The 24,575-nt window shown below is 67.4% G+C and carries 18 protein-coding genes; 5 read left to right on the top strand and 13 right to left on the bottom strand.

The features are described from left to right. Positions 1-210 precede the first annotated feature (210 nt). From AC1Q7Q_RS35515 to AC1Q7Q_RS35485, 7 genes are all read right to left on the bottom strand, one after another. Positions 211-1,221 carry a diguanylate cyclase gene (locus AC1Q7Q_RS35515; protein ID WP_492376493.1) on the bottom strand — a complete coding sequence of 337 codons (1,011 nt, stop codon included), beginning with the start codon at positions 1,219-1,221 and terminating at the stop codon, positions 211-213. Between the two features lie 112 nt (positions 1,222-1,333). Continuing rightward, positions 1,334-2,356: a chemotaxis response regulator protein-glutamate methylesterase gene (locus tag AC1Q7Q_RS35510; RefSeq protein WP_492376492.1), complete on the bottom strand. Its 1,023-nt coding sequence runs from the start codon at positions 2,354-2,356 to the stop codon at positions 1,334-1,336. Beyond that, the gene (locus AC1Q7Q_RS35505) at positions 2,353-4,737 is read right to left on the bottom strand and encodes a hybrid sensor histidine kinase/response regulator (protein WP_492376491.1); all 2,385 of its coding nucleotides are present in this window, start codon (positions 4,735-4,737) and stop codon (positions 2,353-2,355) included. Before AC1Q7Q_RS35505 ends, AC1Q7Q_RS35510 begins: the two co-directional genes overlap by 4 nt. Further along, positions 4,734-5,474, bottom strand: coding sequence for a chemotaxis protein CheW (locus tag AC1Q7Q_RS35500; RefSeq protein WP_492376490.1), 741 nt, complete (start codon positions 5,472-5,474; stop codon positions 4,734-4,736). The genes AC1Q7Q_RS35505 and AC1Q7Q_RS35500 overlap by 4 nt, the downstream gene beginning before the upstream one ends. Beyond that, the gene (locus tag AC1Q7Q_RS35495) at positions 5,467-6,795 is read right to left on the bottom strand and encodes a CheR family methyltransferase (RefSeq protein ID WP_492376489.1); all 1,329 of its coding nucleotides are present in this window, start codon (positions 6,793-6,795) and stop codon (positions 5,467-5,469) included. Before AC1Q7Q_RS35495 ends, AC1Q7Q_RS35500 begins: the two co-directional genes overlap by 8 nt. Then, positions 6,792-7,280: a chemotaxis protein CheW gene (locus AC1Q7Q_RS35490; protein ID WP_492376488.1), complete on the bottom strand. Its 489-nt coding sequence runs from the start codon at positions 7,278-7,280 to the stop codon at positions 6,792-6,794. The genes AC1Q7Q_RS35495 and AC1Q7Q_RS35490 overlap by 4 nt, the downstream gene beginning before the upstream one ends. A gap of 36 nt (positions 7,281-7,316) precedes the next feature. After that, on the bottom strand, positions 7,317-8,933 hold the full coding sequence (locus AC1Q7Q_RS35485; protein ID WP_492376487.1) for a methyl-accepting chemotaxis protein: 1,617 nt from the start codon (positions 8,931-8,933) through the stop codon (positions 7,317-7,319). A gap of 291 nt (positions 8,934-9,224) precedes the next feature. Here AC1Q7Q_RS35485 and AC1Q7Q_RS35480 point away from each other — a divergent pair, with 291 nt between their 5' ends. Both AC1Q7Q_RS35480 and AC1Q7Q_RS35475 read left to right on the top strand, forming a co-directional pair. Then, complete coding sequence (locus AC1Q7Q_RS35480) at positions 9,225-10,547, top strand: putative bifunctional diguanylate cyclase/phosphodiesterase (protein WP_253928481.1); 1,323 nt, start codon at positions 9,225-9,227, stop codon at positions 10,545-10,547. 345 nt (positions 10,548-10,892) lie between these two features. Next, positions 10,893-13,562 carry a DUF6600 domain-containing protein gene (locus AC1Q7Q_RS35475; RefSeq protein WP_492376486.1) on the top strand — a complete coding sequence of 890 codons (2,670 nt, stop codon included), beginning with the start codon at positions 10,893-10,895 and terminating at the stop codon, positions 13,560-13,562. A gap of 129 nt (positions 13,563-13,691) precedes the next feature. Here the strand turns inward: AC1Q7Q_RS35475 and AC1Q7Q_RS35470 are convergent, their stop codons facing one another. The 5 genes from AC1Q7Q_RS35470 to AC1Q7Q_RS35450 form a co-directional block, all read right to left on the bottom strand. Next, positions 13,692-14,864, bottom strand: a complete 1,173-nt coding sequence (locus AC1Q7Q_RS35470) for an ABC transporter substrate-binding protein (protein WP_492376485.1) — start codon at positions 14,862-14,864, stop codon at positions 13,692-13,694. 360 nt (positions 14,865-15,224) lie between these two features. After that, complete coding sequence (locus AC1Q7Q_RS35465) at positions 15,225-15,932, bottom strand: ABC transporter ATP-binding protein (RefSeq protein WP_492376755.1); 708 nt, start codon at positions 15,930-15,932, stop codon at positions 15,225-15,227. After that, complete coding sequence (locus AC1Q7Q_RS35460) at positions 15,919-16,683, bottom strand: ABC transporter ATP-binding protein (RefSeq protein WP_150993389.1); 765 nt, start codon at positions 16,681-16,683, stop codon at positions 15,919-15,921. The genes AC1Q7Q_RS35465 and AC1Q7Q_RS35460 overlap by 14 nt, the downstream gene beginning before the upstream one ends. Beyond that, positions 16,676-17,722: a branched-chain amino acid ABC transporter permease gene (locus tag AC1Q7Q_RS35455; RefSeq protein ID WP_492376754.1), complete on the bottom strand. Its 1,047-nt coding sequence runs from the start codon at positions 17,720-17,722 to the stop codon at positions 16,676-16,678. Before AC1Q7Q_RS35455 ends, AC1Q7Q_RS35460 begins: the two co-directional genes overlap by 8 nt. A gap of 10 nt (positions 17,723-17,732) precedes the next feature. Then, positions 17,733-18,596 carry a branched-chain amino acid ABC transporter permease gene (locus AC1Q7Q_RS35450; RefSeq protein ID WP_150993602.1) on the bottom strand — a complete coding sequence of 288 codons (864 nt, stop codon included), beginning with the start codon at positions 18,594-18,596 and terminating at the stop codon, positions 17,733-17,735. Between the two features lie 439 nt (positions 18,597-19,035). Between AC1Q7Q_RS35450 and AC1Q7Q_RS35445 the strand changes: the two genes are divergently transcribed. From AC1Q7Q_RS35445 to AC1Q7Q_RS35435, 3 genes are all read left to right on the top strand, one after another. Beyond that, complete coding sequence (locus AC1Q7Q_RS35445) at positions 19,036-19,929, top strand: IclR family transcriptional regulator (protein WP_492376753.1); 894 nt, start codon at positions 19,036-19,038, stop codon at positions 19,927-19,929. Positions 19,930-20,035: 106 nt separating this feature from the next. Continuing rightward, a complete protein-coding gene (locus AC1Q7Q_RS35440; protein ID WP_150993598.1) occupies positions 20,036-20,848 on the top strand; it encodes an SDR family oxidoreductase in 813 nt (270 codons plus the stop codon). Positions 20,849-21,011: 163 nt separating this feature from the next. After that, positions 21,012-21,986, top strand: a complete 975-nt coding sequence (locus AC1Q7Q_RS35435; protein ID WP_492376752.1) for a Bug family tripartite tricarboxylate transporter substrate binding protein — start codon at positions 21,012-21,014, stop codon at positions 21,984-21,986. A gap of 945 nt (positions 21,987-22,931) precedes the next feature. Here the strand turns inward: AC1Q7Q_RS35435 and AC1Q7Q_RS35430 are convergent. Continuing rightward, positions 22,932-24,326, bottom strand: coding sequence for an MFS transporter (locus tag AC1Q7Q_RS35430; protein ID WP_492387271.1), 1,395 nt, complete (start codon positions 24,324-24,326; stop codon positions 22,932-22,934). Positions 24,327-24,575: the final 249 nt, after the last annotated feature.

Raw genomic sequence — 24,575 nt, 5'->3', positions numbered from 1 at the left:
CCATCCGGCGCGCCTTCTTTGCCTACTTTCTTGGCAAGACAAGAAAGTAGGTCGCCGCGCCGCAGGCGTGGTGAAACCGCAGTTGAAGCTGCAGTTGAAGCTGCAGTTGAAGCTGCAGTTGAAGCTGCAGTTGAAGCTGCAGTTGAAGCTGCAGTTGAAGTAGAAGTAGAAGTAGAAGTTAAAGCTCCAACCCAACCCACCCCCAACCCCTCAAGAAGTCATAACAACCTGATTCCTCCCATTCCGCTTAGCCTGATAAAGCCCGGCATCAGCAATCTCCACAATCCGGCTAAAAGGCAAATCCGCACCAGGCACGAGCGCCGTGCCCCCAATGCTGACAGTCACATGCTGCCCCACCAGCGACCCGCTATGCGGCACCTGCAGGGACTCGATCGCGCGCCTGACCTTCTCGGCCAGCAGCCGTGCCCCGCCGGGCGAGGTGGACGGCAGGATCATGGCGAACTCCTCGCCGCCGAAGCGCGCCGGAAGGTCCGCCGGGCGCGCGCAGTTCTCGCGGATCACGCCGGCAACACGGCGCAGCACCTCGTCCCCGGCCACGTGGCCGTAGGTGTCGTTGTAAGCCTTGAACGAGTCCACGTCGATCATCAGCAGCGCCAGCTGGCTTTGCTCGCGATTGGCGCGCTTCCATTCGGCCCCGAGGTACTCGTCGAAATAACGCCGGTTCGACAGCCCGGTCAGGCCGTCCGAGTTGGTCAGCCGCTGCAGCTCCAGGTTGGTCTCGAGCAACTGCTGCTGGCTCTGGCGCAGCGCGCGGTAGGCCTCGTCGCGCTGCTGCAGGTTGAGGTACGAGCGCGAGTGATAGCGGATGCGCGCGACCAGCTCGATGGTGTCAGGCAGCTTGACCAGATAGTCGTTCGCGCCGGCGGCGAAGGCCGCACTCTTCATGAGCGGGTCTTCCTTGGTGGATAGCACGATGATGGGGATATCGCGCGTTGCCGGGTTGGCGCGGTAGCGGCGCACCAGCGTCAGGCCATCGATGCCAGGCATCACCAGATCTTGCAGGATCACCGTGGGACGGGTGCGCTCGGCCACGGCTACGGCCTCGTCAGGCTTGGCGCAGTAGTGAAAATCGATATCTTGTTCGGGTTCCAGCTCGCGCCGTACCGCTTCGCCTACCATGGCCTGGTCGTCCACCAGCAGCACCATGGCCAGGTATTCATCCGGGCGCAGGGGCGCTCTAGGGGTTGTATCTTTAGACATTGTCTTCCTCGTGCTCTCCGACCTGGAGACGCTAACAGCATGATCCTGGCATGGCGGCGCAGGCGCGCGCGGCCAGGTTTGCATTGTGTTTCATGTTGTTAGCGCCTCTGTGCTACCCCTGGTTGTTGATGGCATTGCATGCCCGTACGATGCGGGCGGCGATCTGCTGCAAAGGCAGGATTTCGCTGGCGGCCCCAATGGCGGCGGCGGCCTTGGGCATGCCGTAGACGGCACTGCTGGCCTGGTCCTGGGCGATGGTCAGGTAGCCGCGCTCGCGCATGGCCTTGAGGCCCAGCGCGCCGTCCCGGCCCATGCCGGTGAGCAGCACGCCCACCGCGTCACCGCGCCAGTGCTGCGCCACGGTCTCGAAAAACACATCGATCGAGGGCCGGTACAGGTAGTCGCTCGGCTCTTCGGTGTAGACCATGCGCGAGGCGCTGACCAGGCGCAGGTGGTCGTTGCTGCCAGCCAGCAGCACGGTGCCCGGCTGCGGCCCCTCGCCCTCGCGGGCCAGGCGCACCGGCAGCGCGCACTGCGCGTCCAGCCAGTCGGCCATGCCGGCCGCGAAGGCCTCGTCCACGTGCTGGACCGCGACCACGGCGGCGGTGAAGCCGGCCGGCAGGCCGCCCAGCACGGTAGCCAGCGCGGCCGGGCCGCCGGCTGATGCGCCCAGCGCGACAAGGCGCTCGGCGCTGGCCTTGTGCCTTGGCGGCGCGGCCGCGCGCGCGGGTCCGGTGCGGCCCTCCAGCAAGCGGCCGATATTGCGGATCTTGCGCAGCAGGGGGCCGCTTGCCAGTTGCGAATCCGGCTGGGTCAATGTGGGCGTGTCCACGGCGTCGATGGCGCCTTGCCCCATGGCATCGAAGACCTGGGTGGCGTTGCGGCCAAGGTCCATGGTCACCACCACGATGGCGCATGGCGTGGCTGCCATGATGCGGCGGGTTGCCTCGACGCCATCCATCACCGGCATCATCAGGTCCATCAGGATCAGGTCGGGCGTGCGCGCGGCGGCCAGGCGCACAGCGCTCTCGCCATCCTCGGCCACCCATGTGACCTCCAACGCGGGATCCAGGGCAATGACGCGCCGCAGCGCGACCACCGCCAGGTGGGAGTCGTTGACGATGCCGATCTTCATGCGCGTGCTTCTCCAATCAGGTCTTGCACCGCATCGAGCAACGCGGCGTCCTGGAAGCTGCCCTTGGCCAGATAATAGTCCGCGCCGGCCTGCAGCCCGCGCTGGCGATCCTGCTCCCGGTCCTTGTAGGACACCACCATCACGGGCAGGTGCATGAGGCGGGCCTCGCGCTTGATGCGGCTGACCAGCTCGATGCCGTCCATGCGCGGCATGTCGATGTCGGTGATGACCAGGTCGAAGGATTCCGCGCGCAGCACGTTCCAGGCATCCATGCCGTCCACCGCTACCGTGACGTCATAGCCGCGGTTGGACAGGAGCTTGCGCTCCAGCTCGCGCACCGTGAGCGAATCGTCCACCACCAGCACGCGCTTGCGCCGTACCGGGGCGGCCTCCGCTGCGCGGCGGATGCGGTCGATCTTGCCCTCCGAGAGCAGCTTCTCCACGGAGCGGACCATATCCTCCACGTCGAAGATGAGCACCGGCGTGCCATCCTCGGTGAGGCTGCCGGCGGCGATGTCCTTGATCTTGCCCAGGCTTGCCACCAGGGGCTGCACCACCAGGATGCGCTCGCCCAGCAGCCGGTCCACCGCCACGCCGTAGGTACGTTCGTGATCGCCCAGGACCACCACCGGCACGGTGTCCTCGTCGCGCCGGGTCTCCGCTTGCTGCAGGACCTGTGCCGCGCTCACCAGCCCGACCTGGCGCCCGCCAAAGCGGAAGTGCTGGCGGTTTTCCAGCTGCTCGATGCTGCCGCGCTCCAGGTTGATGGCCTGCATGACATAGGCCAGCGGGAAGGCATAGGCCTCGCCGGACACCTCCACCAGCAAGGCGCGCACCACCGACAAGGTGAGCGGCAACTCCAGGTGGAATTGCATGCCGCGCCCGCTCTCCTGCGTCAGGCGGATGCTGCCGCGCACCTGGCGGATCATGTCCTGCACGGCGTCGAGCCCGACGCCGCGCCCGGACACTTCGCTGACGGTTTCGCGCATGCTGAAGCCGGGCAACAGCAGGAAGTCGAGCAGCTCGGCCTGCGACAGCCTGGCCACGGTTTCCTCGGGCACCAGCTTGCGCCGCACGATGGCGGCGCGCAAGGCGTCGAGGTCCACGCCCGCACCGTCGTCGGCAATCACGATCATCAGGCGGCCGGCGTTGTGGCGCGCGTTCAGCGTGATGCGGCCTTCGACCGGCTTGCCCGCGGCGCGGCGCGCCTCGGGCAGCTCGATGCCATGGTCCACCGCGTTGCGCAGCAGGTGCGCCAGCGGCGCTTCGAGCTGCTCCAGGATGTCGCGGTCGACCTTGGTGCTCTCGCCGACCAGTTCAAGGTGCACGGCCTTGCCCAGCGAGCGCCCCAGGTCGCGCACCATGCGCGAGTAGCCGGTGAGCCCGTCGGCGAGGGGCCGCATGCGACTCGCCAGCGCCCGGTCATAGAGCTGGTGCGAAAGCTGGCCGGTGCGGTGGTCGTACTGCTCCAGCTCCGTGACCCGTTGCGACAGTTGCTGGTGGCTCTCGCCCAGCAGGCGCTGTGCTTCTGCCAGCGCGGCGTGGGCGGCGGGATCGGCCGTGCCGGCCGCGAGCGTGACCTGCAGGGCGTCGAGTGCCTGCAGCGCGCGCATCTGTACGCGCCGGGTCTGCTGCAGGGCGTTGCCGAAGGGCTTGAGCCAGTGCGTCTCCACCATCGCCGCGCCCGACAGCGCCAGCAGCTGGTCCAGCGTATCGGCGCTGACGCGCAGCATGCGCTCCTGGGCTTCCGGCTCGCGGGGGGCTTCGCCGGGCGCGAACGTGGCTGGTGCCGTGGCCGTGCCGGGGACCATGCCGGGGACCGCATCGGAGACCACGTCGGCCACCGGGCCATCTGGTGGCGCCGGGTGGACGGCCGCTGTCACCGTGGCCTCTGGCTCGGCCGTGGATGCACTCGCAGGCGTTGCCGCCGCCGAGGCATGACCCGTGGCCCAGGCGTCGGAGTCCACCTCCTCGCCGGCCAGCAGCGCGGCCATGCGCAGCACCAGCGCATCGACTTCGGCCTTGCCGTCCCGGTCGGCCCAGTCCAGATCGCCGCCGGGCGGGCAGCCCAGCCGCAGCAGGAGGTCGGTGCCATGCAGCAGGGTGTCGATATGCACGGGCCGCAGCAGCAGCTCGCCGCGCTGAGCGGCCACCAGGCAGTCTTCCATCACGTGTGCCACGCGCACGCCGCCATCCAGGCCGACGATGCGCGCGGCGCCCTTGAGCGAGTGCGCGGCGCGCATGCACGCCTCGAGCTGCTCGGCCGCGGCGGGGTCGCGCTCCAGCGCCAGCAGGCCGGTGTTGAGGACTTCAGCCTGCGACTGCGCTTCCAGCGCGAACAGCTCGAGCAGCGAGGCGTCGCGCAACTGGTCGGGGTTCATGCCAGGCTCCGCTTCAAGGCTTGTTGCAGCCGGGCCGGGTCGAGCAAGCCCACCGTGCGCTGGCCGCTTGTCAGCAGCGCGCGGGTGTAATGCGCCGAGGCGCGTGACAAGGTGGTCGGCAAAGGCTGCAGGTCGGCTTCGGCGATCCGTTCGATGCCGGTGACTTCATCCACAGGCAGCGCGATGGCGGTGCGGCCCTGGCCCAGCACCAGCAGCCGGGCGCCGTGTCCGGCGCTGCCTTTGGCATTGGCGGCGGCGTTGGAGGCGGCGCCGGCGGCAGGGTCCTGCCCGAGCAGCCGTGCCAGCGAGATGCATACCAGCAGATTGCCGCGCACGCTGGCCAGGCCCAGTACCGCGGCGTGGCGGCGGTGCGGCAGCGAGTGCACGGGGCAGGGCGCGGTGACCAGCGCCAGCGCGCCCGCGGGCAGCGCCAGCCATTCGTCGCCGATGCGAAACACCAGGCATGACATGGCAGGCCCGCGCGCGGTGGCATTGGCATGAACGGCGTGGCCGTCCGGCAGGCTGACTTCGCCGGTGGGCAGGTTGTCGAGCAGCGTGAGCGCCGCGCGCGAATAGGTTGGGCAGTTGCGGCAATGGATGTGCACGGCCAGCAGCGCACAGCTGCCATCGCCCAGCACGCCGATGCGGCGCCAGCAATCGTCGACGGCGACCGTAACAGTGCCCATGCCGGGCGGCTGGCCATGCGCGGCCAGGGGATGCGATGCGGGCTCAGCCATGACGGATCGGGGTCTTGCGCTGTGCGCGGTTTCTCAGGCGGGCCGAGGCCGCGCCGTCGCCTTCCGCTTCCAGGATGGCAGCCATATGGTAGAGCGCCTCCTGGTGAGCCGGGTCGAGGTAAAGCGCGCGGCGATAGGACTCGCGCGCGTCGGCGGGACGGCCGGTGGCGTCGTGGAGCACGCCCAGCAGGCAGTAGCCGGCAGCCGACGGACCTTGCGCATCCAGGTGCGCCACGCAGGCCGTCACTGCGGCGGCCAGTTCGCCGCGATCGGCGAGCCGGGAGATCCGGGACAGTGCGTCGGTGCTGGCCTCGGCCCGCTCGGCCGCTTTGCCGGTGGTGGAGGCGCCAGGCGCCGGTGCCGAGGGCGCCGGCACGCCGATGGAGCCCGCATGGCCGCCTGCGGCCGGCGGCCTCGGCGGCTGCGGCCACGGTCGCGGGGCGGCCCGGGCCGGCGCACTCGGCTGCGCAGGATAGCGCGGCATTGCCGGCGTGGCGCTGCCCGCCTGGTGCGCACTGCGCCGGGTGAAGGCAAAGGCAAGCGGCACGCCCGCCGAGATAAAGCCGTGCCGCGTGAGCAGGCTGGCCTCGGCCGGGCCGACAAAGAGCGTGGCATCCTGCCGGCTCAGCCGTTCCAGCATCTTGAGCGAACGGTGCTGGGTCGGTGCATCGAAATAGATCAGGAGGTTGCGGCAGAACACAAAGTGGTAGGGCGGCTCATTGGCCATTAGCCCCGGGTCGAGCAGGTTGCCGCGCAGCATCCGTACTTTGGCGCGCACGTTGGCCTTGAGCGCGTAGCCACCCGCGCAGGGGGTGAAATGCCGGTCGCGGAAGTCCAGCGGGGTGCCCCGGAAGGAGTTGTTGCCGTATTGCCCGATGCGCGCGCGTTCCAGCGAGCGGGCACTCACGTCCACGGCATCGACCTGGAAGCGTTGCTCCGGCACGCCGGCGTCCAGCAGCGCCATGACAATCGAGTATGGCTCTTCGCCGGTCGAGCAGGGCACGCTGAGGATGCGCAGGGGCGCGGCGCCGTCCGGCGCGCGATCGCTGCCGAAGACCCGCAAGGCGGCGAAGCGGCCGAGCGCCAGCAGCGCCTCGCGATGGCGGAAGAACCAGGTCTCGGGGACCACCACGGCTTCGATCAGCGACTGCAGTTCGTCCGGGTGCGAGTGCAGCAGGTTCCAGTACGCGTGGTGGTTGGGCACCGCGGCCGCTGCCAGGCGCTCGCGCAACGCGCGCTCGATCATGCCGGGGCCGACGGTGGCGGCGTCCAGGCCAATGCGCTCCTTGAGCAGTGCTTCGATATGGGAGGCGGTGGTCATGGCCCTGGCGCGGTGGCGTCAGCCGCCGGCAGATCGGGGAATAGCCTGGCGTGCACGTCGTCGGGCAGCAGGGCATCGACCTTGATCCACTGCACCAGCCCCTGGCTGCCGCTGCGCACGGGCCCCAGGTAGCGGGCCGGGGCGGCGTCCACGCCGCTGTCGATAAACTCGGCGGGTTCGCAGCGCAGCGTCTCGGTGGCGTACTCCAGCCGTAGCCCGAGCAGGCGTGCAGGCGCCTCCGCGTGCCGGCGGTAATGCACCAGTACGGTGCGTGTACTGGTCCGGCTGGCGACCGGCGTGCCGATGGCCAGCGCATTGATGTCGATGACCGGCACCACCTGGCCGCCCCGCGCCAGCAGCCCGCTGACCCAGGCCGGCGCCTCGGGCAAGTGCTTGAGCGTGGTCAGCGGCAGCACTTCGACGATCTCCTTCGCGTCCAGCGCGTAGTGGTCGGTCCCGATGCGAAAGAGCAGGAAGAGTTTCATGGGGTTGCGTGGGTGCCCGGGGCGCTCAAAGTGCGCTCAAACCTTGAAGCGCGACACGCCGGTGCGCAGGTCGTTGGCGACCAGTGTCAGCTCGTCGATCGCCTGGCTGGACTGGCGCAGGGATTCCACCGTCTGCTGGGCCGCCTCGGACAGCTGCATCAGGGCCTGGTTGATCTGTTCCGCGCCGCCCGCCTGGGCTTGCATGCCCTCGTTGACCATCTGCACGCGCGGTGCCAGCGACTGCACCTGGCCGATGATCTGGGAGAGCTGGTCGCCCACCTGGGTCACCTCCGACATGCCGCGCCGCACTTCCTCGGAGAACTTGTCCATGCCCATTACGCCCGCCGCCACCGCTGACTGGATCTCGCGCACCATCTGCTCGATGTCGTAGGTGGCCACCGCGGTCTGGTCGGCCAGGCGGCGGATCTCGGTGGCGACCACCGAGAAGCCCCGCCCGTACTCGCCAGCCTTCTCGGCTTCGATGGCAGCGTTGAGCGACAGCAGGTTGGTCTGGTCCGCGACCTTGGCGATGGTCGTGACCACCTGGTTGATATTGCCCGCCTTCTCGTTCAGGGTGGCCAGCTTGGCGTTGACCGAGCCGGCGGCTTCCATCACATGGTGCATGGTGGCTTCCATGCGCGACAAGCTGGCCTGGCCGGTGCCGGCCAGGCCAGCGGTCTGCTCAGCGGCGCCGGAGACTTCGGTCATGGTCCGGACCAGGTCGCGCGAGGTGGCGGAGATCTCGCGCGAGGTGGCGCCGATCTCGGTGGTGGTGGCCGCCGTTTCGGTGGCGGTGGCCTGCTGCTGGCGCGCGGTGGCGGCGATCTCGTTGACCGAGGTGGTGACCTGGATGGCCGAGCGCTGGGCCTGCCCGACCAGCGCGGTGAGGTCGCCGGTCATCTGGTTGAAGCCCTGCTCGACTTCCAGGAACTCATCCTTGCGGTTTAGCGACAGGCGCTGGCGGAAGTCGCCGCCACGCATGTCGGCGAGCTGCTTGACGATCGAGCGCATCGGCACCGTAATGGAGCGGAACAGCAGGTAGCCGGCCACCAGCGACTCCAGAAGGGCAGCGATCAGGGAGACCTCGATGCTGATCTTGGCCGTTTGCACCGCCTGGTTGATGCTGCTGGCGCCTTCTTCGGCCACTTTGTTGTTATCTTCCAACAGTGCTTGCACGGCCGTGCGGCCTTCGGTCCAGGCTGCGTGGATGGGTCCGCGCAGCTTGGCCTCCGCGGCGACGACCTCCGGGCCGGTCGCCGCGAACAGCGGCGCTGAAAGCTCGTCATAGTGCCGGCGCAGTTCCCGGTATTTCTCGAAGCGCTCGCGATCGTCGGCGCGCCGGATCGAATCGGCGTACTTTGCCTCCAGGCCGTCCAGCCGCTTGAGCAGGGCCGAGTTGGCCTCGGCGTATTGCCGGCGCTCGGCGTCATTGGCCGCGGTCACGCTCTGCCAGGCCAGCACATAGGTCTCGCCCCAGGCGCCGCGCATCGCGGTGCTGTAGTAGAGTCCCGGGAGCGCATCGTCGCGCAGCGCATTCGCATGGGTCTGGATGGCCGACTGGCGGTCATAGGCGACCACCGCCGTGAGTAAAATGACCGCCAGGATGAAGGCAAAACTTGCCAGGATGCGCGTGCGGATGGTCCAGTGAGTCACGGTGCGGTTTCCCGTTGCTTATTCTTGTCGGAAGGCGGTCCATGACCGGCCGGGCGCACGGGAATCGGCGCGCGTGCGCGGGCCGGGCGCGAGCGGCCGGTTGATAGCGGCGTAGGGTACTGTAAGGCCCCGGCCATTTCAATGGCGCCCGCGCAGCGGCAAGGGGATTCGGTGCGTTGCAACTTGTTGCCGCAACATATCGTTTAACTCGGCTTGATTTTTTCCTGGTTTTAGTCACACTTGCCAAATAGACAGATCGGACCGATGTCGATAATCACGAACAGGGCAGGCATGGTGGCCAGGTCAGAGGCGAAGGCCGGCGCCCCGCCAAACGCGGACATTGATCCGCTGACAGGCGTAGCGTCGCGCCAGGCATTCTTGAACACGCTGGAAGGCCGCCTGCGCACGGAGGCTTCCCCGCGCTGCTCGCTATTGCTGCTTGGCATCGACGATTTCCGCGCGTTCAATGACATGCATGGCCATGCCGAGGGCGACGAGATCCTGCGCCGGGTGGCCCGCCGCCTGCGCGACGCCTCGCCGCGCGATGCCATTCTGGGACGGGTCGGCGGCGACGAGTTCGCCGTCTTGCTGCCTTCCATTGCCGATCCCACCCTGGTGCGCCACGTCAGCGCCGCCATCCTTTCGCTGCAGACCGAGCCCCACGAGTACGGCAACCGGCGCCACCACGTGCTGGCCAGCCTGGGCGCCTGCGTGATGCCGGCTGGCGGCGACAATGCCTCCGATGCCCTGGCCTCGGCCAGCCTGGCCCTGGGCCGGGCCAAGCGCGACGGCGGCCGCACCATCCGCTTCTTCAAGCCGCAGATGCGCACCGACGTGACGACCCGCCTGTCGCTGGTGCAAGCGCTGCGCGACGCCTACGCGCAGCGCCAGTTCGAGTTGCTGTACCAGCCCCAGATCGACCTGCGCGATGGCCGCGTGGTTGGCGCAGAGGCGCTGATGCGCTGGCGCCATCCCACCCAGGGCTTGCTGACGCCGGCCAGCTTCATCGACGCGCTGGCCGCCAGCAGCGTGGCGGCGGACGTCGGCGTCTGGCTGCTGCATACCGCCTGCGCCCAGGCGCGCATGTGGTCGCTCGGGTTTGCCGATGCACCGCGGGTGGCCATCAACCTGTTTGCCGCGCAGCTTAGCGAGAGCCGGCTGCTGACCGAAGTCCGCCACGTGCTGCGCGAGCTGGCACTGGCGCCGGAGCGGCTGGAGCTGGAGATCACCGAGACCATCGCCCTGCAGCAGGGCGACGAGTTTTCCGGGCAGTTGCAGACCCTGCGCCGCGACGGGGTGACCCTGACCTGCGACGATTTCGGCACCGGCTACGCCTCGCTCAGCTTCCTCAAGTCCTTCCCCGTGGACCGTATCAAGATCGACCAGTCGTTTATCCGCAATGTCACGCAGAACCCGGTCGACGCCGCCATCGTGCGCGCCATGGTGAACGTGGGTGGCAGCCTGGGCATCGGCGTGGTGGCCGAAGGCGTGGAAACCGTCGAGCAGCGGGATTTCCTCTCCGAGAATGGCTGCCATGAGGTACAGGGCTACCTGTATGGCAGGCCCATGTCCGCCGACAAGTTCACCGAGTTCCTGCAGCAGTCGGCACGCTGATCCGGGCCGGCTGCCCGGGCACGTTGCGCCACTTTCCGCCACTTCCCCATCGTCCCATGGCCTTGCCGCGCGGCGTGCGCGCAAGGCCCGCGCTCGCGCGGCTTGCGGCAAATTGTTTCCGGCTTTGTCCCGGCCACCGGGCTCCTGCGGCTAACGCCGGCAGCACCTGGGCCGCCGCGCGGGGCACGCAGGCGGGCGCGCTTGCCGGTCACGGCCGGGCCGGGGACATATGTGCTTACAAAGTCAAGTCGGCCAGTCTGGCTGCGTGGCGTTATCGGAAGTATGGTGATATCAGGGGCGGCGAGTCTCGGCCCGGGCGCCCATACTGACCAAGAGGTATTCCAAATGTTCTCTGATCGCAGGCTTGGCCCCGGCGCCCGCGCCTTGCTGCTTGCCGCAGGCCTCGTTTTCGCCACCTGGCAACTGCCGGCGCTGGCGCAGTCCGCCGATCCCTCCGGCCGCATCGCCACCGTGACCGATGCTGCCGGCAACCTGAGCTTTGCCCCGGCGGGTTCGGACGATTGGGCAGCCGCGGCGCTGAACCGGCCCATTACCACCGGCGACCGCCTGTGGGTCGACAATGGCGGCCGTGCCGAGCTGCATGCCGGCTCCACGGCGATCCGGCTGGGCAGCGGTACCGCCGTGACGGTGCTCAACCTCGACGACAGCGCTACCCAGGTCAAGCTGACCCAGGGCACGCTGCAATTGCGTGTGCGCGCGCTGCCGCCGGACCAGCCGGTCGAGGTGGATACGCCCAACCTGGCGTTCGTGCCCAGCGAGCCCGGCGACTACCGCCTGGACGTGGCGCCCGACGGCACCAGCACGGTCGTCACCATGCATCACGGCACTGCCGTGGTCTACGGCGACAACCACTCGCTGGTAATGCGGCGCGGTGACCAGATCCGCTTCGATGGCTCCGACCTGGCGCAAGACGGCAGTGCTTCCAATCCCCCGATGGATGCGTTTGACCGGTGGGCCCTGGCGCGCGACGCGCGGGAGGATGGATCGCCGTCGGCACGCTACGTGCCGCGTGAAATGACCGGCTCCGCCGAGCTGGATAGCTACGGCGACTGGCAGGAAGATCCCGGCTATGGCGCGGTGTGGTTCCCGCGTGTGGTGGCGGCGGACTGGGCGCCGTACAGCACAGGCCACTGGGCCTGGGTGGCGCCGTGGGGGTGGAGCTGGTGCGACGATGCGCCCTGGGGCTTTGCGCCGTTCCACTACGGCCGCTGGGCGCGCGTTGGCGAGCGCTGGGGCTGGATGCCGGGCCCGGTCGCGGCGCGCCCGGTCTATGCGCCAGCGCTGGTCGGCTTTATCGGCGGCGGTGGCTGGAACGCGTCCATCCAGATCGGCAATGGTCCTGGCGTCGCCTGGTACCCGCTCGGCCCGCGCGAAGCTTATCGGCCTGTCTACGGCGCAAGCCCGACGTACATCACGCGGATTAACAACGTCGCGGTCAACAACGTGACGATCAATAACAACGTCCACAACACGTACATCAATCGCGATGTACCCGGCGCCATCACTGGCATGCCGGCGCGCGCCTTTGTACAGGGCCAGCGCGTGCCTCCGGGTGCTCGCAACGTGGCCTGGCGCGACCTGCCGCGGGGCGAGGCCAATGGCGCGCCGCCGCTGGCACCCGTCAAGGCGAGCCTGGCCGGCCCGGCGCCCGCACGGCCGGCTCCGGCCGCGGCGATGCAAGGCTTTGCGCGTCCCGCTATCGCGGCGCGCCCCCCGGGCCGCCCGGCCAGCGACGAACTGGCCCAGCGCTTCGCCCGCGCCGGCGGCGCAGTGCCTGGCGCCGGGCCAGTCTGGCAAGGGCGGGGCAACGGTCCTGCCGCCATCCAGGCGGCGCCCGCGCCAGTCCGGCTGAGCCAGGCAGCCCAGGCCAATCATGGCCGCATCGCAGGCGGCCAGGTCGGCGGTCCGGCAGGCGGTAACTTCGGCAACCCGGCCATGGTGCCGCAGCGGGCGGAAGGCGGGATCCGTCCGCCGATGCCGCAGGGCCTGGCAGGCGAGCATGGCGCCCAGCCGCCCGCCCAGGGCATCGATCCGCGCACGCGCGGCTGGACCACGCGCCCGGGCCAGGCCGGCGGCATGCCGCCGCAGAACGGCCAGCCGGCAGCGCCCCTCCAGCAGGCACAGCCGAATGGCCACAGCCCGCAGCCGGAGCCGCAAGGCATGGCTCGCGGCCAACAGGCGCTGCAACAGCAGCAGGACATGCAACGGCAGCAACAGCGGCAGGCGGGCGACCAACAGCACGCGCAGCAGGCGCTCCAGCAGCAGCAAGAGATGCAGCGCCAGCAGCAACAGCGGCAGGTGGGCGACCAACAGCACGCGCAGCAGGCGCTCCAGCAGCAAGAGATGCAGCGCCAGCAGCAACAGCGGCAGGCGGGCGACCAGCAGCACGCGCAGCAGGCACTCCAGCAACAGCAAGAGATGCAGCGCCAGCAGCAACAGCGGCAGGCGGGCGATCAGCAGCGCGCGCAGCAGGCGCTCCAGCAGCAGCAAGAGATGCAGCGCCAGCAGCAACAGCGGCAGGAGGGTGACCAGCAGCGTGCGCAGCAGGCGCTCCAGCAGCAGCAAGAGATGCAGCGCCAGCAGCAGCAACGGCAGATGCAGGAGCAGCAGCGCGCGCAACAGGCCGCGCAGCAGCAGGCCCAGCAGCAGCAGGCCCAGCAGCGCCAGATGCAGGAGCAGCAACGGCAGCAGCAAGCCATGCAACGGCAGATGCAGGAGCAGCAGCGCGCGCAACAGGCAGCGCAGCAACAGGCCATGCAACAGCAGGCCCAGCAGCGTCAGCAACAGCAACAGCAGCAGCAACAGCAGATACAGGAGCAGCAGCGGCAGCAGCAAGTGATGCAACGTCAGCAGCAGGAGCAGCAGCGCCAGCAGCAGGACCAACAGCGCCAGCAGCAGGAGCAGCAAAAGCGCCAGCAGGAACTGCAGCGCCAGCAGCAACACGCGGCGCAGCCGCATCCCGTGGCGGCGGATGCGCAGCCACCCCACGCGTGAGGGCGGGGCGGATCGCTTGCGAGAGCGCGGTTGCGCACGCCTGAAGGGCAACGAGCCCGCCCTGGCTAGCCAGGACGGGCTCGTTGCCGATGGCGCCGGCGGTGCGCCGGGCCTGTCTCTTGCCGCGCGTTACTTCGCCAGTTCCGACAGCCGCACCGGTGCGATCTTGCCGTTCTGCACCCAGCCCACCACGGTGTCGGCAACGGTGCCGCCCTTGGCGTCGATGCTCTCGATCTCGTTCGGGTTGGCATCCTTGGCCAGCGTCTTCACCGCCTCCGGCATCCTGGCCCGGATCGCGGCCACGTCGCTGGTGGTGCCGGCCAGCTTCATGGCGCCGGCCAGCGCGTAGACCATGGTGTAGTTGAGCGACATCTCGGTGGTGGCGTCGCGCCCGTCATGCAGCTTCTTGTATTTGCTGTTGTAGGTTTGCGCGGCCGGGCGGGCATCGTTGGCCAGCGGCATCACGCCGATGGAGCCTTCGAGCATGGCCAGGCCGTTGGTGACCTTGGCCATCTCATCCAGCTTGGCCTGGTCCATCACGATGAAGCCGCCCTTGAAACCCAGCTCGCGCGCCTGCTTGACCACCAGTGCGGTCGGCTCGGACGGGCCGCCCACAAACATCACGTCGGGCTTGTCGGCCAGCACGCGTGACACGCCGCTGTAGAAGTCGGTGGCCTTGGTGTAGGACATCGGGTTGTTGGCCACCACCTTGCCGCCCGCGCCTTCCCAGGCCGGCACAAACGCCTGCACCCAGGCCTTGGCGTAATCGTGGTCGGCCGGGGCCAGTGCTACGTTCTTGCCGTAGCGCTTCATCTGCGCCTTGATGAAGGGCTCGATATAGCCAGTGTAGGACGGCGGGATGCGGATGGTCAGCTTGTTGCCTGTGTCCGTGATGCGCGGCACGCTGGAGTAGGCCATCACCAGGAATTTCTCCTGCTCGTTGAACGCCTGCAGTGCGAAGATGCCACCCGAATGGGGCACGAACACGGCGGGCGTCTTGTACTGCTGCACCAGGCGGCGCGCATTGATGGCGGCCTCGGCGGGCGCGTACTTGTCGTCCAGCGACACCACTTCCAGCTTCACCTTCTTGCCCTTGACCTCCAGGCCCGAGGCGTTGATTTCGTCCACTGCCATCTGGATGCCGGACAGGACGTTCTTGCCGTACAGCGCGGCGCCGCCCGACAGCGGGCCGGTGTAGCCGAGTTTGACGACTTCCTGCGCGAAGGCGGTGCCGGATGCCATCAGGGTGGCCACGGCGGTGGCGGCGAGGGGGAAGAGGCGGCGGATCATTTTGGTTTGCATTTGGCTGTCTCCTGATGTGGTTGTATTGGATTTAGTTGGAACGGCTTAACTTCAAAGTCAAAGGCTAAAGGCTTAAAGTCAAAGGCGGTTTCACCCCCTGCGGGGGCGACCTACTTTCTTGTCTTGCCAAGAAAGTAGGCAAAGAAGCGCGCCGGATGGGGCGACACCCCCTCGGGCTCCGGCGAAAAGAGCGGCCGGGACCCAAACTCGCATCGCCTTAAGGCGATACTCAGACATGGGTCCCTCTTTTCCGCTCTTTTCGCCGGATCCCGAGGCGCCCCATACGGCTTGGTACACCTTCACGGCTCGCTTCGCATCGCTTGAGGGGTGGCCCGTTTGGGCCACGAAAGCCGCCGGGCGCTATCCGCCGATGTACGCCTTCCGGATTCCTTCATCCTTTAGCAGCGTGTCGCGGTCGCCTTGCATCACGATGCGGCCGCTCTCGATCACATACGCGCGGTGGGCGATGCCCAGCGCCGCATAGGCGTTCTGCTCGGCCAGCAGCACCGTGGTGCCCGCGCGGTTGATGCGCTGGATCACCTCGAACATCTGCTTGACCACCAGTGGCGCCAGGCCCAGCGATGGTTCGTCGAGCAGCAGCGTGCGCGGGCGTCCCATCAGCGCGCGGCCGAGCGCCACCATCTGCTGCTGTCCGCCTGACAGCGAGCCGGCCGGGTCGTCCTTTTTCTGCCGCAGGATCGGGAACATCTCGAAGACTTCTTCCAGCGAGCGCTTGATGCCGGCCGAGTCGCGCCGGTGCACGTAGGCGCCCAGCGTCAGGTTCTTCTGCACGCTCATGGCGGGAAACAGCTTGCGCCCTTCGGGGCAGTGCACCAGCCCCGCCTGCACGATCTGCGAAGGCTTCATGCCAGCCAGCTCGCGGCCGTCAAAGCGCATGCTGCCGCCGCTGGTGCGATGGATGCCGCTGAGCGCCATGAAGATCGAGCTCTTGCCAGCCCCGTTGGCGCCCAGCAGCACCACCAGCTCGCCGGCGGCGGCGTTCAGCGTGATGTTGTCGAGCGCGCGAAAGCTCCCGTACGAAAGCGAAACGCGTTCAAGCTGCAACATGGTCGGCTCCCAGATAGGCTTCGATGACCTGCGGGTCTTGCTGGATCTGCGCGGGCGACCCCTCGGCGATTTTCTCGCCGTAGTTCAGCACCATGATCTTGTCGGCCAGCCGCATGATCATGTCCATCTTGTGTTCGATCAGGCAGACCGTCTTGCCGTGGCGGACCATCTTGCGGATCAGTTCGGCCAAGCCCACGGTCTCCTCGGGGTTCACGCCACCCGCGGGTTCGTCGAGCAGCAGCAGTTCGGCATCGGTGGCCAGCGCCAGCGCAAAGGCCACGCGCTTGCGCTCTTCCTGCGTGATGTCCGCCGCCACTTCATGCGCGAGGTGCGCCAGGCCCACGAAGTCGAGCGCCTCCTCGGCCTTGGCGCGGCACAGCCGCTCTTCCTCGCGCAGCCGGCGCGTGTTGAAGATCACGTCGGCCAGCCCCGCTTGCGTGCGCAGCCGGTGGCCAACGATCAGGTTGTCCAGCACGGTGGCGCGGTCGAACAGGTGCGTGGCCTGGAAGGTGCGGGCCACGCCGAGGCGGGCGATCTGGTCGGCGCGCAGGCCGGCCACGTTGCGGCCCTTGAGCAGGATCTGCCCGGAGGTTGGCGCATGGGTGCCGGCGATCAGGTTGAAGAAGGTGGTCTTGCCCGCGCCGTTGGGGCCGATGATGGCGTTGATATGGCCCGTCTCGAAGGTGATCGAGACATCGTGCACGGCGCTCAGGCCACCGAATTTCTTGGTCAGGTTGCGGATCTCAAGCATGGTCGGCCCCTGCGTTCGCAGCGTTTGCATTCGGGTTGCCGGCGACGGGCGCGTCGGCCGGGTGCACGCGGCTTGTGCCGCCGCGGCGTGCAGCGGCGGCGCGGCGCGCCTGGCGCTTGGCCCACGAGCCCACGATGCCGTCCGGCACGAAAATGATCAGCAGCACCAGCACCGGCCCGAACACCAGCATGCGGTAGTCCTGCAGGAACTGCAGCGTCTGCGTGACCCACGGCACCAGCACCGCGCCCAGCAGCGGCCCCAGCAGCGTGCCGGTGCCGCCCACCAGCATCGCCATCACCATCTCGAAGGTCAGGTCGGTGCGCGCGATGTCCGGCCCGAGAAAACGCACCTGGCCCGCGTACAGCGCGCCGGCAAAGCCGGCATAGCCCACCGACAGCACGAACGACAGCACCTTGGTGCGCATCAGGTTGATGCCGAGCGCCTCCGCCAGCGCGTCGCTGTTGCGCACGGCCATGAAGCTGCGGCCCAGCAGCGAAGTGACGATGCGGTGCATCAGGAAGGTGCCCACCACCAGGAAGAACAGCACCAGGTAGTACTGCGCCTGCACGTTGTCGAACGCGAGCGGGCCCACCGAGGCCGGCACCGGGATGCCGATCAGGCCCACGGTGCCGTGCGTCAGGCTTTCCCACTTCTCGATCAGCAGGTAGATGATGTATCCGATGCACAGCGTGAAGATCGAGAAGTAATGGCCTTTGAGCCGCAGCGATACCACGCCGACGAAGTAGCCCACCACCATGCACACCACGCCGGACAGCACGAACGCCGCCCAGAACGGCACCTGGTGATCCACCGTGAGGATGCCCAGCGTATAAGCGCCGATGGCCATGAAGCCGCCGTGCGCCAGGTTGAGCTGGCCGGTGTAGCCCGTGATCAGGTTCAGCCCCAGCGTGGCGATGGCGTAGATGAAGGCCAGCGTCATCACCGTCAGGTAGTAGCTGTTGGGCGTGACCAGCGGGAACGCGATGGCCAGCGCCAGCAACAGGGCCCAGCCGGTCTTGCCTTGCAGTGTCTTTGTCATGGTGCGCTCCTTATGCGGCCTTGCCGGCAAACAGGCCTTGGGGCCGGATCGACAGGATGAGCACCAGCAGCGCAAAGGCGATGATGTCCTTGTAGTCCGTCGAGACGTAGAAGCCGCCGAAGCTCTCGGCCATGCCGATGATCAGTCCGCCCACGATGGCGCCGGGAATGCTGCCCATGCCGCCGAGGATGATGATGACGAAGGCCTTGGTGATGACCAGGTTGCCCATGCTCGGGTAGACCAGGTTGATCGGCGCGTAGAGCGTGGCGGCAATGGCGGCGAGCGCGCCGGAGATGGCAAACACCAGCAGCGTGACACGCGTGGCGTCGATGCCCACCAGCGCCGCGCCCTCGCGGTTCTGCGCCATCGCCACGATGGTGGAGCCGGTCACGGTGCGCGTGAGGAACAGGTGCAGCAGCACCATCAGCCCGAAGGCGGCGGCGATGATCAGCAGCCGTTGCGCCGGCGCGGTCAGGCCCATCACTTCCACCATCTGGCCATAAGGCGTGGGCATGCGATGGAAGTCGGCGCCCCACATTGCCTGCGCGCCGGCTTCGAGGAACAGCATGATGCCGATGGCGGCGATCATGTCGTGCAGCTCCGGCGCGTTGCGCAGCGGATGGAACACCAGCCGGTCGGCCAGCATCGACAGCGCCGCCACCGCGATGGCGGCGGCGCCCATCGCCAGCCAGTAGTTCATGCCCAGCGACGTCATCAAGTAGTACGAGACGTAGGCGCCTGCCATGTAGAAGGCGCCATGCGCGAAATTGGGCACGTGCAGGATGCCGTAGACCAGCGTCAGGCCCAACGCCACCAGGCTATATACGCCGCCCAGCGTCAGGCCGTTGAGGACTTGTTGAAGAAACAATGTCACGGGCTTACCTCATGCGACTTTTCGAATCACGAACGAAGGCACGCAAGCCGCGCTGCGGGCTGCGTGGAAATGGCGGCGCCGCGCAAAAAACAATGCGGGGGCCACTTGGTCAGGCGGGGCGAAAGTCAGCCGCGGGGCGGTGCGGCCTGGTGAATGGCGTGATGCATGCTTGGTCTCCTGTGCGATGCGGCAATGGCCTGCCGTGCAGGCCCCGGGTGCGGTGTCGTCGTGTACCGTGAAGCGCTACGCATGTCTGCGTAGGTATGTTCCAGCACGATCGTTCGTTTTCATTGACTGTTGCATACGGCCTGAGGCACAGTCAAGAAATACGGAATAGTCTTCCGCACAGCGAAATAGCCGGCTTACCTCCGGCCCGCCATCTCCAAAGGCGGCCACAGGTCTGCTTCCCGCACCCAGTAGCCAAGCGTTATCGCCACGTATGAAGCGCACCTCGTCGATCCCGCTCTCGCCTGCCTCCTCCGCTTGCTTGCCCGGCGGCGCGCATGCCACGCCTGTGCGCGCCGCCGATGCGCCGCACCACGGTGGCGAACCGGACATCGACCGTGACGACCGCAATTTTGTCACCGCGCTGGCGCGTGGGCTGGACCTGCTGCGCGCCTTCGGCCCGCACGACGATTACCTTGGCAATGCGGAACTGGCGCGGCGCGCCGGCATCCCGCGTCCCACGGTTTCACGCCTGACCTACACGCTCACCAGCCTGGGCTACCTGATCTACTCGGCGTCGCTGGAGAAGTACCGGCTCGGCCAGGGCGCGATGGTGCTTGGCCAGCGTTACCTCGCCGGCTCGGGCATCCGCGAGATCGCGCAGCCGCTGATGCAATCGCTGGCGTTTGCCACCGACTGCACGGTGGCGCTTGCCACATCGGACCGCCATGAGATGGTGTACCTGGAAGTCTGCCAGCCGCGCGGCGCGCTGGTAATGCGGCTGGCGCCCGGCTCGCGCCTGCCCACCGCCACCTCCGCCATTGGCCGCGCGTGGCTGGCCGGGCTGGAGCCGGAGCGGCGCGCCGCCGTGCTGGCCGACCTGGAGCGCCACTACGGCGCACGCTGGCCCGCGATCCGCATCAAGCTCGAGCGCGCGCTGCGCGACTACGCCAAGCGCGGCTTCTGCCTGGCCCACGCGGAGTGGGACCGCACGGTCAGCGGCGCGGCCGCGCCCGTGGTGCTCGAAGACGGCGCGGAAGTGCTGGCCATCAACATCGGCGGCGCGGCCACGCGGCTGACGCCGGAAATCCTCGACGGCAATCTCGGCCCGCGCATCCGCGAACTTGCTGAAGCGCTGCAGAGCCGTCTGTGGCAGGGGCGTGGATAGCTGTGCCATGCGCGCCATCGATGCCATCGCCACGTATCGCTTTCTCACGGCCCCAGGGCCACACATCTAGCTGGCAATACAGACATAGCAAACAAAGGAGACAAAGATGGAGATTCGCAACAAGACCGTGGTGGTGACGGGTGCCGCCACCGGCATCGGGCGCGCGCTGGCGCTGGCATTTGCCGCCGGCGGCGCGCGCGGCGTGGCCGTGGCCGACCTGGATGGCAAGGGCGCGCAGGCGGTAGCCGAGGAAGTGGCCAAGGCCAGCCCGGACTGCCAGGTGTTCGCGCAGCAAACCGACGTGGCCGATGCTGCCGCCGTGCAGGCGCTGGCCGATGAGGCCACGCAACGCTTCGGCCAGATCGATGTGTTCTGCTCCAACGCCGGCATCATCCTGCGCAAGGGCCTGGATGCCAGCGCCGAGGAATGGCAGCGCATCTGGGAGATCAACGTCATGGCCCACATCCACGCCTCGCGCGCGGTGCTGCCGCAGATGCTGGCGCGCGGCGATGGCTATTTCGTCAACACCGTATCGGCCGCCGGCCTGCTGTCGCAGATCGGCTCGGCGCCCTATGCAGTGACCAAGCACGCCGCCATCGGATTTGCCGAGTGGCTGTCGATCACCTACGGCGATCGCGGCATCAAGGTCAGCTGCATCTGCCCGCAGGGCGTGCAGACGCGCATGCTGTTCGGCGAGGATGGCGAGCGCAAGGGCTTCCTGCAGGCCGGCTCGGTCACGCCCGAGCACGTGGCACAGGTCACGCTGGAAGGCGTGAAGGACGAGCGCTTCCTGATCCTGCCGCATCCGGAAGTGCTCGAGTATTACCAGCGCAAAGGACAAGATTACGATCGTTGGCTAAAGGGAATGCGCCGGCTGCACGATAAAGTGATGGCGGAGTTCGGCGGCACGGTGGTTTAAGCGTGGCGTGAAACCCCGCGCAACGTTCAGAACAGTCAGAACAGTCAGTTGAGTTACCGCTGCCGGCGCACGGGTGCAAGGCTTCGCCCCTTCGCCCCTTTGCCCTGGCCGCGTGCAAGATCAGTCCGACACCAGAATAAAACCGAACATCGGGAGACACACCATGCGTTGCAAACCTTTCGCAGCTGCCGTCCTGGCCGCCTGCGCCACCTTCGCCGTGCCCTCGGCCCATGCCGACACCTATCCTTCCAAGCCCATCCGGATGGTGGTGGGCTTTCCCAGCGGCGGCGCGCCCGACATCCTGGCGCGCATCTTCTCCGAAAAAATCTCACCCTCGTGGGGCCAGCCCGTGGTGGTGGACAACAAGCCGGGCGCAGGCGGCAACATCGGCGCCGAGTCCGTCGCGCATGCCGCGCCGGATGGCTACACGTTGGCGCTGGGCACGGTCGGCACGCACTCCATCAACGGCGCGCTCTACAGCAAGATGCCGTACGACATGGTCAAGGATTTCACCCCGGTGATCCTGGTCGCCTCCACGCCCAACGTGCTGGTGGTCAACCCTTCCGTGCCGGCCAAGAACGTGGCGGAGCTGATCGCGCTGGCCAAGGCCAAGCCGGGCGCCCTGACTTTCGGCACGCCGGGCATCGGCACCTCGCCGCACGTGGCGGGCGAGATGTTCAACTCCCTGGCCGGGGTCAAGCTCACCCACGTGCCCTACAAGGGCCGCGCCATGGCCATTCCCGATCTGCTCGGCGGCCATATCAGCATGATGTTCGACAACCTGCCGTCGGCGCTGCCGGTGATCAAGGAGGGCAAGGTGCGGGCGCTTGGCGTGACCAGCGCGAAACGCTCGCATTCGGCGCCGGATATTCCCACGCTGGCAGAGCAGGGGCTGCCCGGGTTTGATGCGGACTCGTGGTTTGCGATCTTTGCACCGGCGAATACGCCCAAGGATGTGATCGCCAAGCTGAACACCGAGCTCAACCGGATTTACCAGCTTCCCGATGTGCAAGCCAAGCTCAAGACCTTGGGGCTGGATCCTATTCTTGGTACGCCGGAGAAGTTGGCGGGGTATCAGAAGGTTGAGATTGCCAAGTGGGCGAAGGTGGTGAGGGATTCGGGGGCTAAGGCGGAGTAAAGGTGTTGGTTTTTGGGGCTAGGGGCTATACGACGTCGCTCTGCGGGGTTGGTCGCTGTTTATTTCTTCGGCGTTGGTTTTTGGACCCAAAAGCCATACGACATCCCCCTGCGGGGGCTGCCGGTCACTCTTCTTTGCGTCGGCAAAGAAGACTAACGAGAAGAAAGCCGACCCTGCCGGGGGCAGAGCAATCGGGCTTATGTGGGGCTGTGGTTTCGTCGTACGGCCCGGAGTGTTGGCTGGCGTGTCCAACCGGCTCGAAGGTCATCGAACTTGCATGACCCATGGGTTACGTCGTGCAGCCGCTGACCTCGCTTGCGGTGACCATTCACACATCTGCCGTTCGCGGTGCAAGGGGCTGCGCCGTTTCGGGTGTCGCTGGTTTCGTGGTTTTGTCTCGAAGACGAGCGCCGTGGGTGTGAGCGCGCCCCTCGCGGACGGGCCACGGTGCCCACCACGAAACCCGGGAAGCCGAGAGCAAGGCGCAGATAGAGCCGGTACGGCAGGGCGTCAAATAGGCCGGGCGCCCGCCGCCAGAGACAAAACCACGAAACCACCAAGGAAGGCAGGATCGCGGCGCTACGCACCGCGAACGGCAGATGTGTGAATGGTCACCGCGCAAAGCGATCAGGGGCACCACCACGTGACCATTGGGTCATGCAGTTATGATGATCTGTGAGCCGGTAAGGCAAAGGCCAGCCAACACTCCCGGCCGTACGACGCAACCACCGAGGCTGAACAGCCTTATTGCTCTGCCCCCGGCAGGGTCGGCTTTCTTCTCGTTAGTCTTCTTTGCCGACGCAAAGAAGAGTGACCGGCAGCCCCCGCAGGGGGATGTCGTATGGCTCTTGGGTGCAAGAGCCAACGCCGCTCAAACAAACAGCGACCAACCCCGCAGAGCGACGTCGTATAGCCCCTAGCCCCAAAAACCACCGCCAACAAAAATCACAAATCCGCCTCAGCCGCCACCCCCACCCGCACCGCAGGCCCACTCCCACTCCGCAACCGGCTAAAACTAACCACAGCCCCCACCAGCGCCACCCCCGCGGCAACAAAAAGCGCCACCCGAGCCGCCCCGCTGGCATCAACACTAAACAACAACGCCACAACAGCTGTCCCGGTGGTCTGCCCCAGCAACCGCGTTGTCGCCTGCGCCCCGCTAGCGCCGCCACTGCGCGCCGGCGGCGTAGCGCCAATCATCGCGCGGTTGTTCGGTGACTGGAATAACCCGAATCCCAATCCGCACATGGCCATGCGCCAGCACACGGCAAAGCTGGACGCTTCCGGCCCAAGTGTCGCCAGGCCGATCAGCCCGCTCCCGAGCAAGGCCAGCCCGATGCCGGCCAGGATGCTGGCGGGATAGCGATCGGACAGGCGTCCCGAGATGGGCGCCATGATGGCCACCATCAGCGGCCACGGCGTGATCAGCAGCCCCGTCTCGTGCAGCGTGCGGCCAAGCTGGTATTCAAGGTAGAAAGGCAACGCCACGAAGGCCAGCATCTGCGCCATGAAGGAGCAGAACGACGTGCCCACCGCCAGCGTGAAGGCGCGGCTGGCGAACAGGTCCACCGGCACCAGCGGCGCATGCTTGCCGCGCTGCATGCGTACCAGCCACCATCCCAGCAACGCTGCCACCACCAGGCCGGCGGCGGCGGCGGGGCGCCATTGCGCGTGGCCCGCGCCGTCCACGCCCAGGATGAACAAGGCAAAGACCACGGCCGAGAGCAGCGCGCTGCGATAGTCGAAGCTGCGCGGCTGGGGCGGCGTCGCCGGCAGTGCGGTGCGGGCCAGCGCGAGCGCAAAGATTGCCACCGGCACGTTGATGGCGAACAGCCACGGCCAGCTCGCCACCGACAGGATCAGCGCGCCCACCGAGGGCCCCACGGCAATGGTGATGCCCACCACCAGCGCGTTCAGCCCGATGCCCCGGCCCAGCTTGGTGGGCGGATAGATAAAGCGCACCAGCGCCGTGTTCACGCTCATGATGCCGGCGCCGCCGATGCCCTGCAGCACCCGCGCGGCCACCAGCACCGGCAGGTTGGGCGACAGCGCGCACAACAGCGAGCCCGCCAGGAATATCGCCAGGCCGCCGCGGTACACGCGCTTGTAGCCAAGGATGTCGCCCAGCGAGGATAGCGGCAGCAGGCACACCGTGACGGTGAGCTGGTAGGCGTTGACCACCCAGATGGTGCTGGACGGGTCGGCCGCCAGCTCGCGCGAGATCGAGGGCAGCGCGATATTGGCGATCGAGCCATCGAGCACGGCCATGATCAGGCCGCAAAACACGGTGAGGATGGCCCAGGAGCGTTGGGGATAGGGTAAGCCTTGGTGTGGCTGCATGAGGGAGGGCGGCTGCTGAAGGAGTGGCGCGAGCAATACATTAGATGCTTGACGACACAATTATCGTCTCGCGGAGCGGCACTCGCAAATGATTGGAATGTGGTAAGGCAGCGCCGGCAGTGTTGTTTTTCGGTCGCAGAGAAATAGGGCGGAAAACCGGCCGTACTCCACCAAATGCCCTGCTGGCCCAGCGCTATGATCCCCGGCACGATGTCCCGGAAACCAGGTCGCGAACCGCACCTCCCATGG

This window comes from Cupriavidus sp. GW823-FHT07A04 (genome assembly GCF_058794615.1).
This window is presented reverse-complemented; position numbering and strand designations above follow the sequence as displayed.

What these genes read in the sequence shown, in the direction of transcription:
- AC1Q7Q_RS35435 (WP_492376752.1), top strand. Translation starts at nt 21,012, where the DNA reads ATGCGTTGCAAACCTTTCGCAGCTGCCGTCCTGGCCGCCTGCGCCACC.
- AC1Q7Q_RS35445 (WP_492376753.1), top strand. Translation starts at nt 19,036, where the DNA reads ATGAAGCGCACCTCGTCGATCCCGCTCTCGCCTGCCTCCTCCGCTTGC.
- AC1Q7Q_RS35460 (WP_150993389.1), bottom strand. Translation starts at nt 16,683, where the DNA reads ATGCTTGAGATCCGCAACCTGACCAAGAAATTCGGTGGCCTGAGCGCC.
- AC1Q7Q_RS35475 (WP_492376486.1), top strand. Translation starts at nt 10,893, where the DNA reads ATGTTCTCTGATCGCAGGCTTGGCCCCGGCGCCCGCGCCTTGCTGCTT.
- AC1Q7Q_RS35495 (WP_492376489.1), bottom strand. Translation starts at nt 6,795, where the DNA reads ATGACCACCGCCTCCCATATCGAAGCACTGCTCAAGGAGCGCATTGGC.
- AC1Q7Q_RS35465 (WP_492376755.1), bottom strand. Translation starts at nt 15,932, where the DNA reads ATGTTGCAGCTTGAACGCGTTTCGCTTTCGTACGGGAGCTTTCGCGCG.
- AC1Q7Q_RS35470 (WP_492376485.1), bottom strand. Translation starts at nt 14,864, where the DNA reads ATGCAAACCAAAATGATCCGCCGCCTCTTCCCCCTCGCCGCCACCGCC.
- AC1Q7Q_RS35490 (WP_492376488.1), bottom strand. Translation starts at nt 7,280, where the DNA reads ATGAAACTCTTCCTGCTCTTTCGCATCGGGACCGACCACTACGCGCTG.
- AC1Q7Q_RS35510 (WP_492376492.1), bottom strand. Translation starts at nt 2,356, where the DNA reads ATGAAGATCGGCATCGTCAACGACTCCCACCTGGCGGTGGTCGCGCTG.
- AC1Q7Q_RS35480 (WP_253928481.1), top strand. Translation starts at nt 9,225, where the DNA reads ATGGTGGCCAGGTCAGAGGCGAAGGCCGGCGCCCCGCCAAACGCGGAC.
- AC1Q7Q_RS35440 (WP_150993598.1), top strand. Translation starts at nt 20,036, where the DNA reads ATGGAGATTCGCAACAAGACCGTGGTGGTGACGGGTGCCGCCACCGGC.
- AC1Q7Q_RS35430 (WP_492387271.1), bottom strand. Translation starts at nt 24,326, where the DNA reads ATGCAGCCACACCAAGGCTTACCCTATCCCCAACGCTCCTGGGCCATC.
- AC1Q7Q_RS35515 (WP_492376493.1), bottom strand. Translation starts at nt 1,221, where the DNA reads ATGTCTAAAGATACAACCCCTAGAGCGCCCCTGCGCCCGGATGAATAC.
- AC1Q7Q_RS35500 (WP_492376490.1), bottom strand. Translation starts at nt 5,474, where the DNA reads ATGGCTGAGCCCGCATCGCATCCCCTGGCCGCGCATGGCCAGCCGCCC.
- AC1Q7Q_RS35455 (WP_492376754.1), bottom strand. Translation starts at nt 17,722, where the DNA reads ATGACAAAGACACTGCAAGGCAAGACCGGCTGGGCCCTGTTGCTGGCG.
- AC1Q7Q_RS35505 (WP_492376491.1), bottom strand. Translation starts at nt 4,737, where the DNA reads ATGAACCCCGACCAGTTGCGCGACGCCTCGCTGCTCGAGCTGTTCGCG.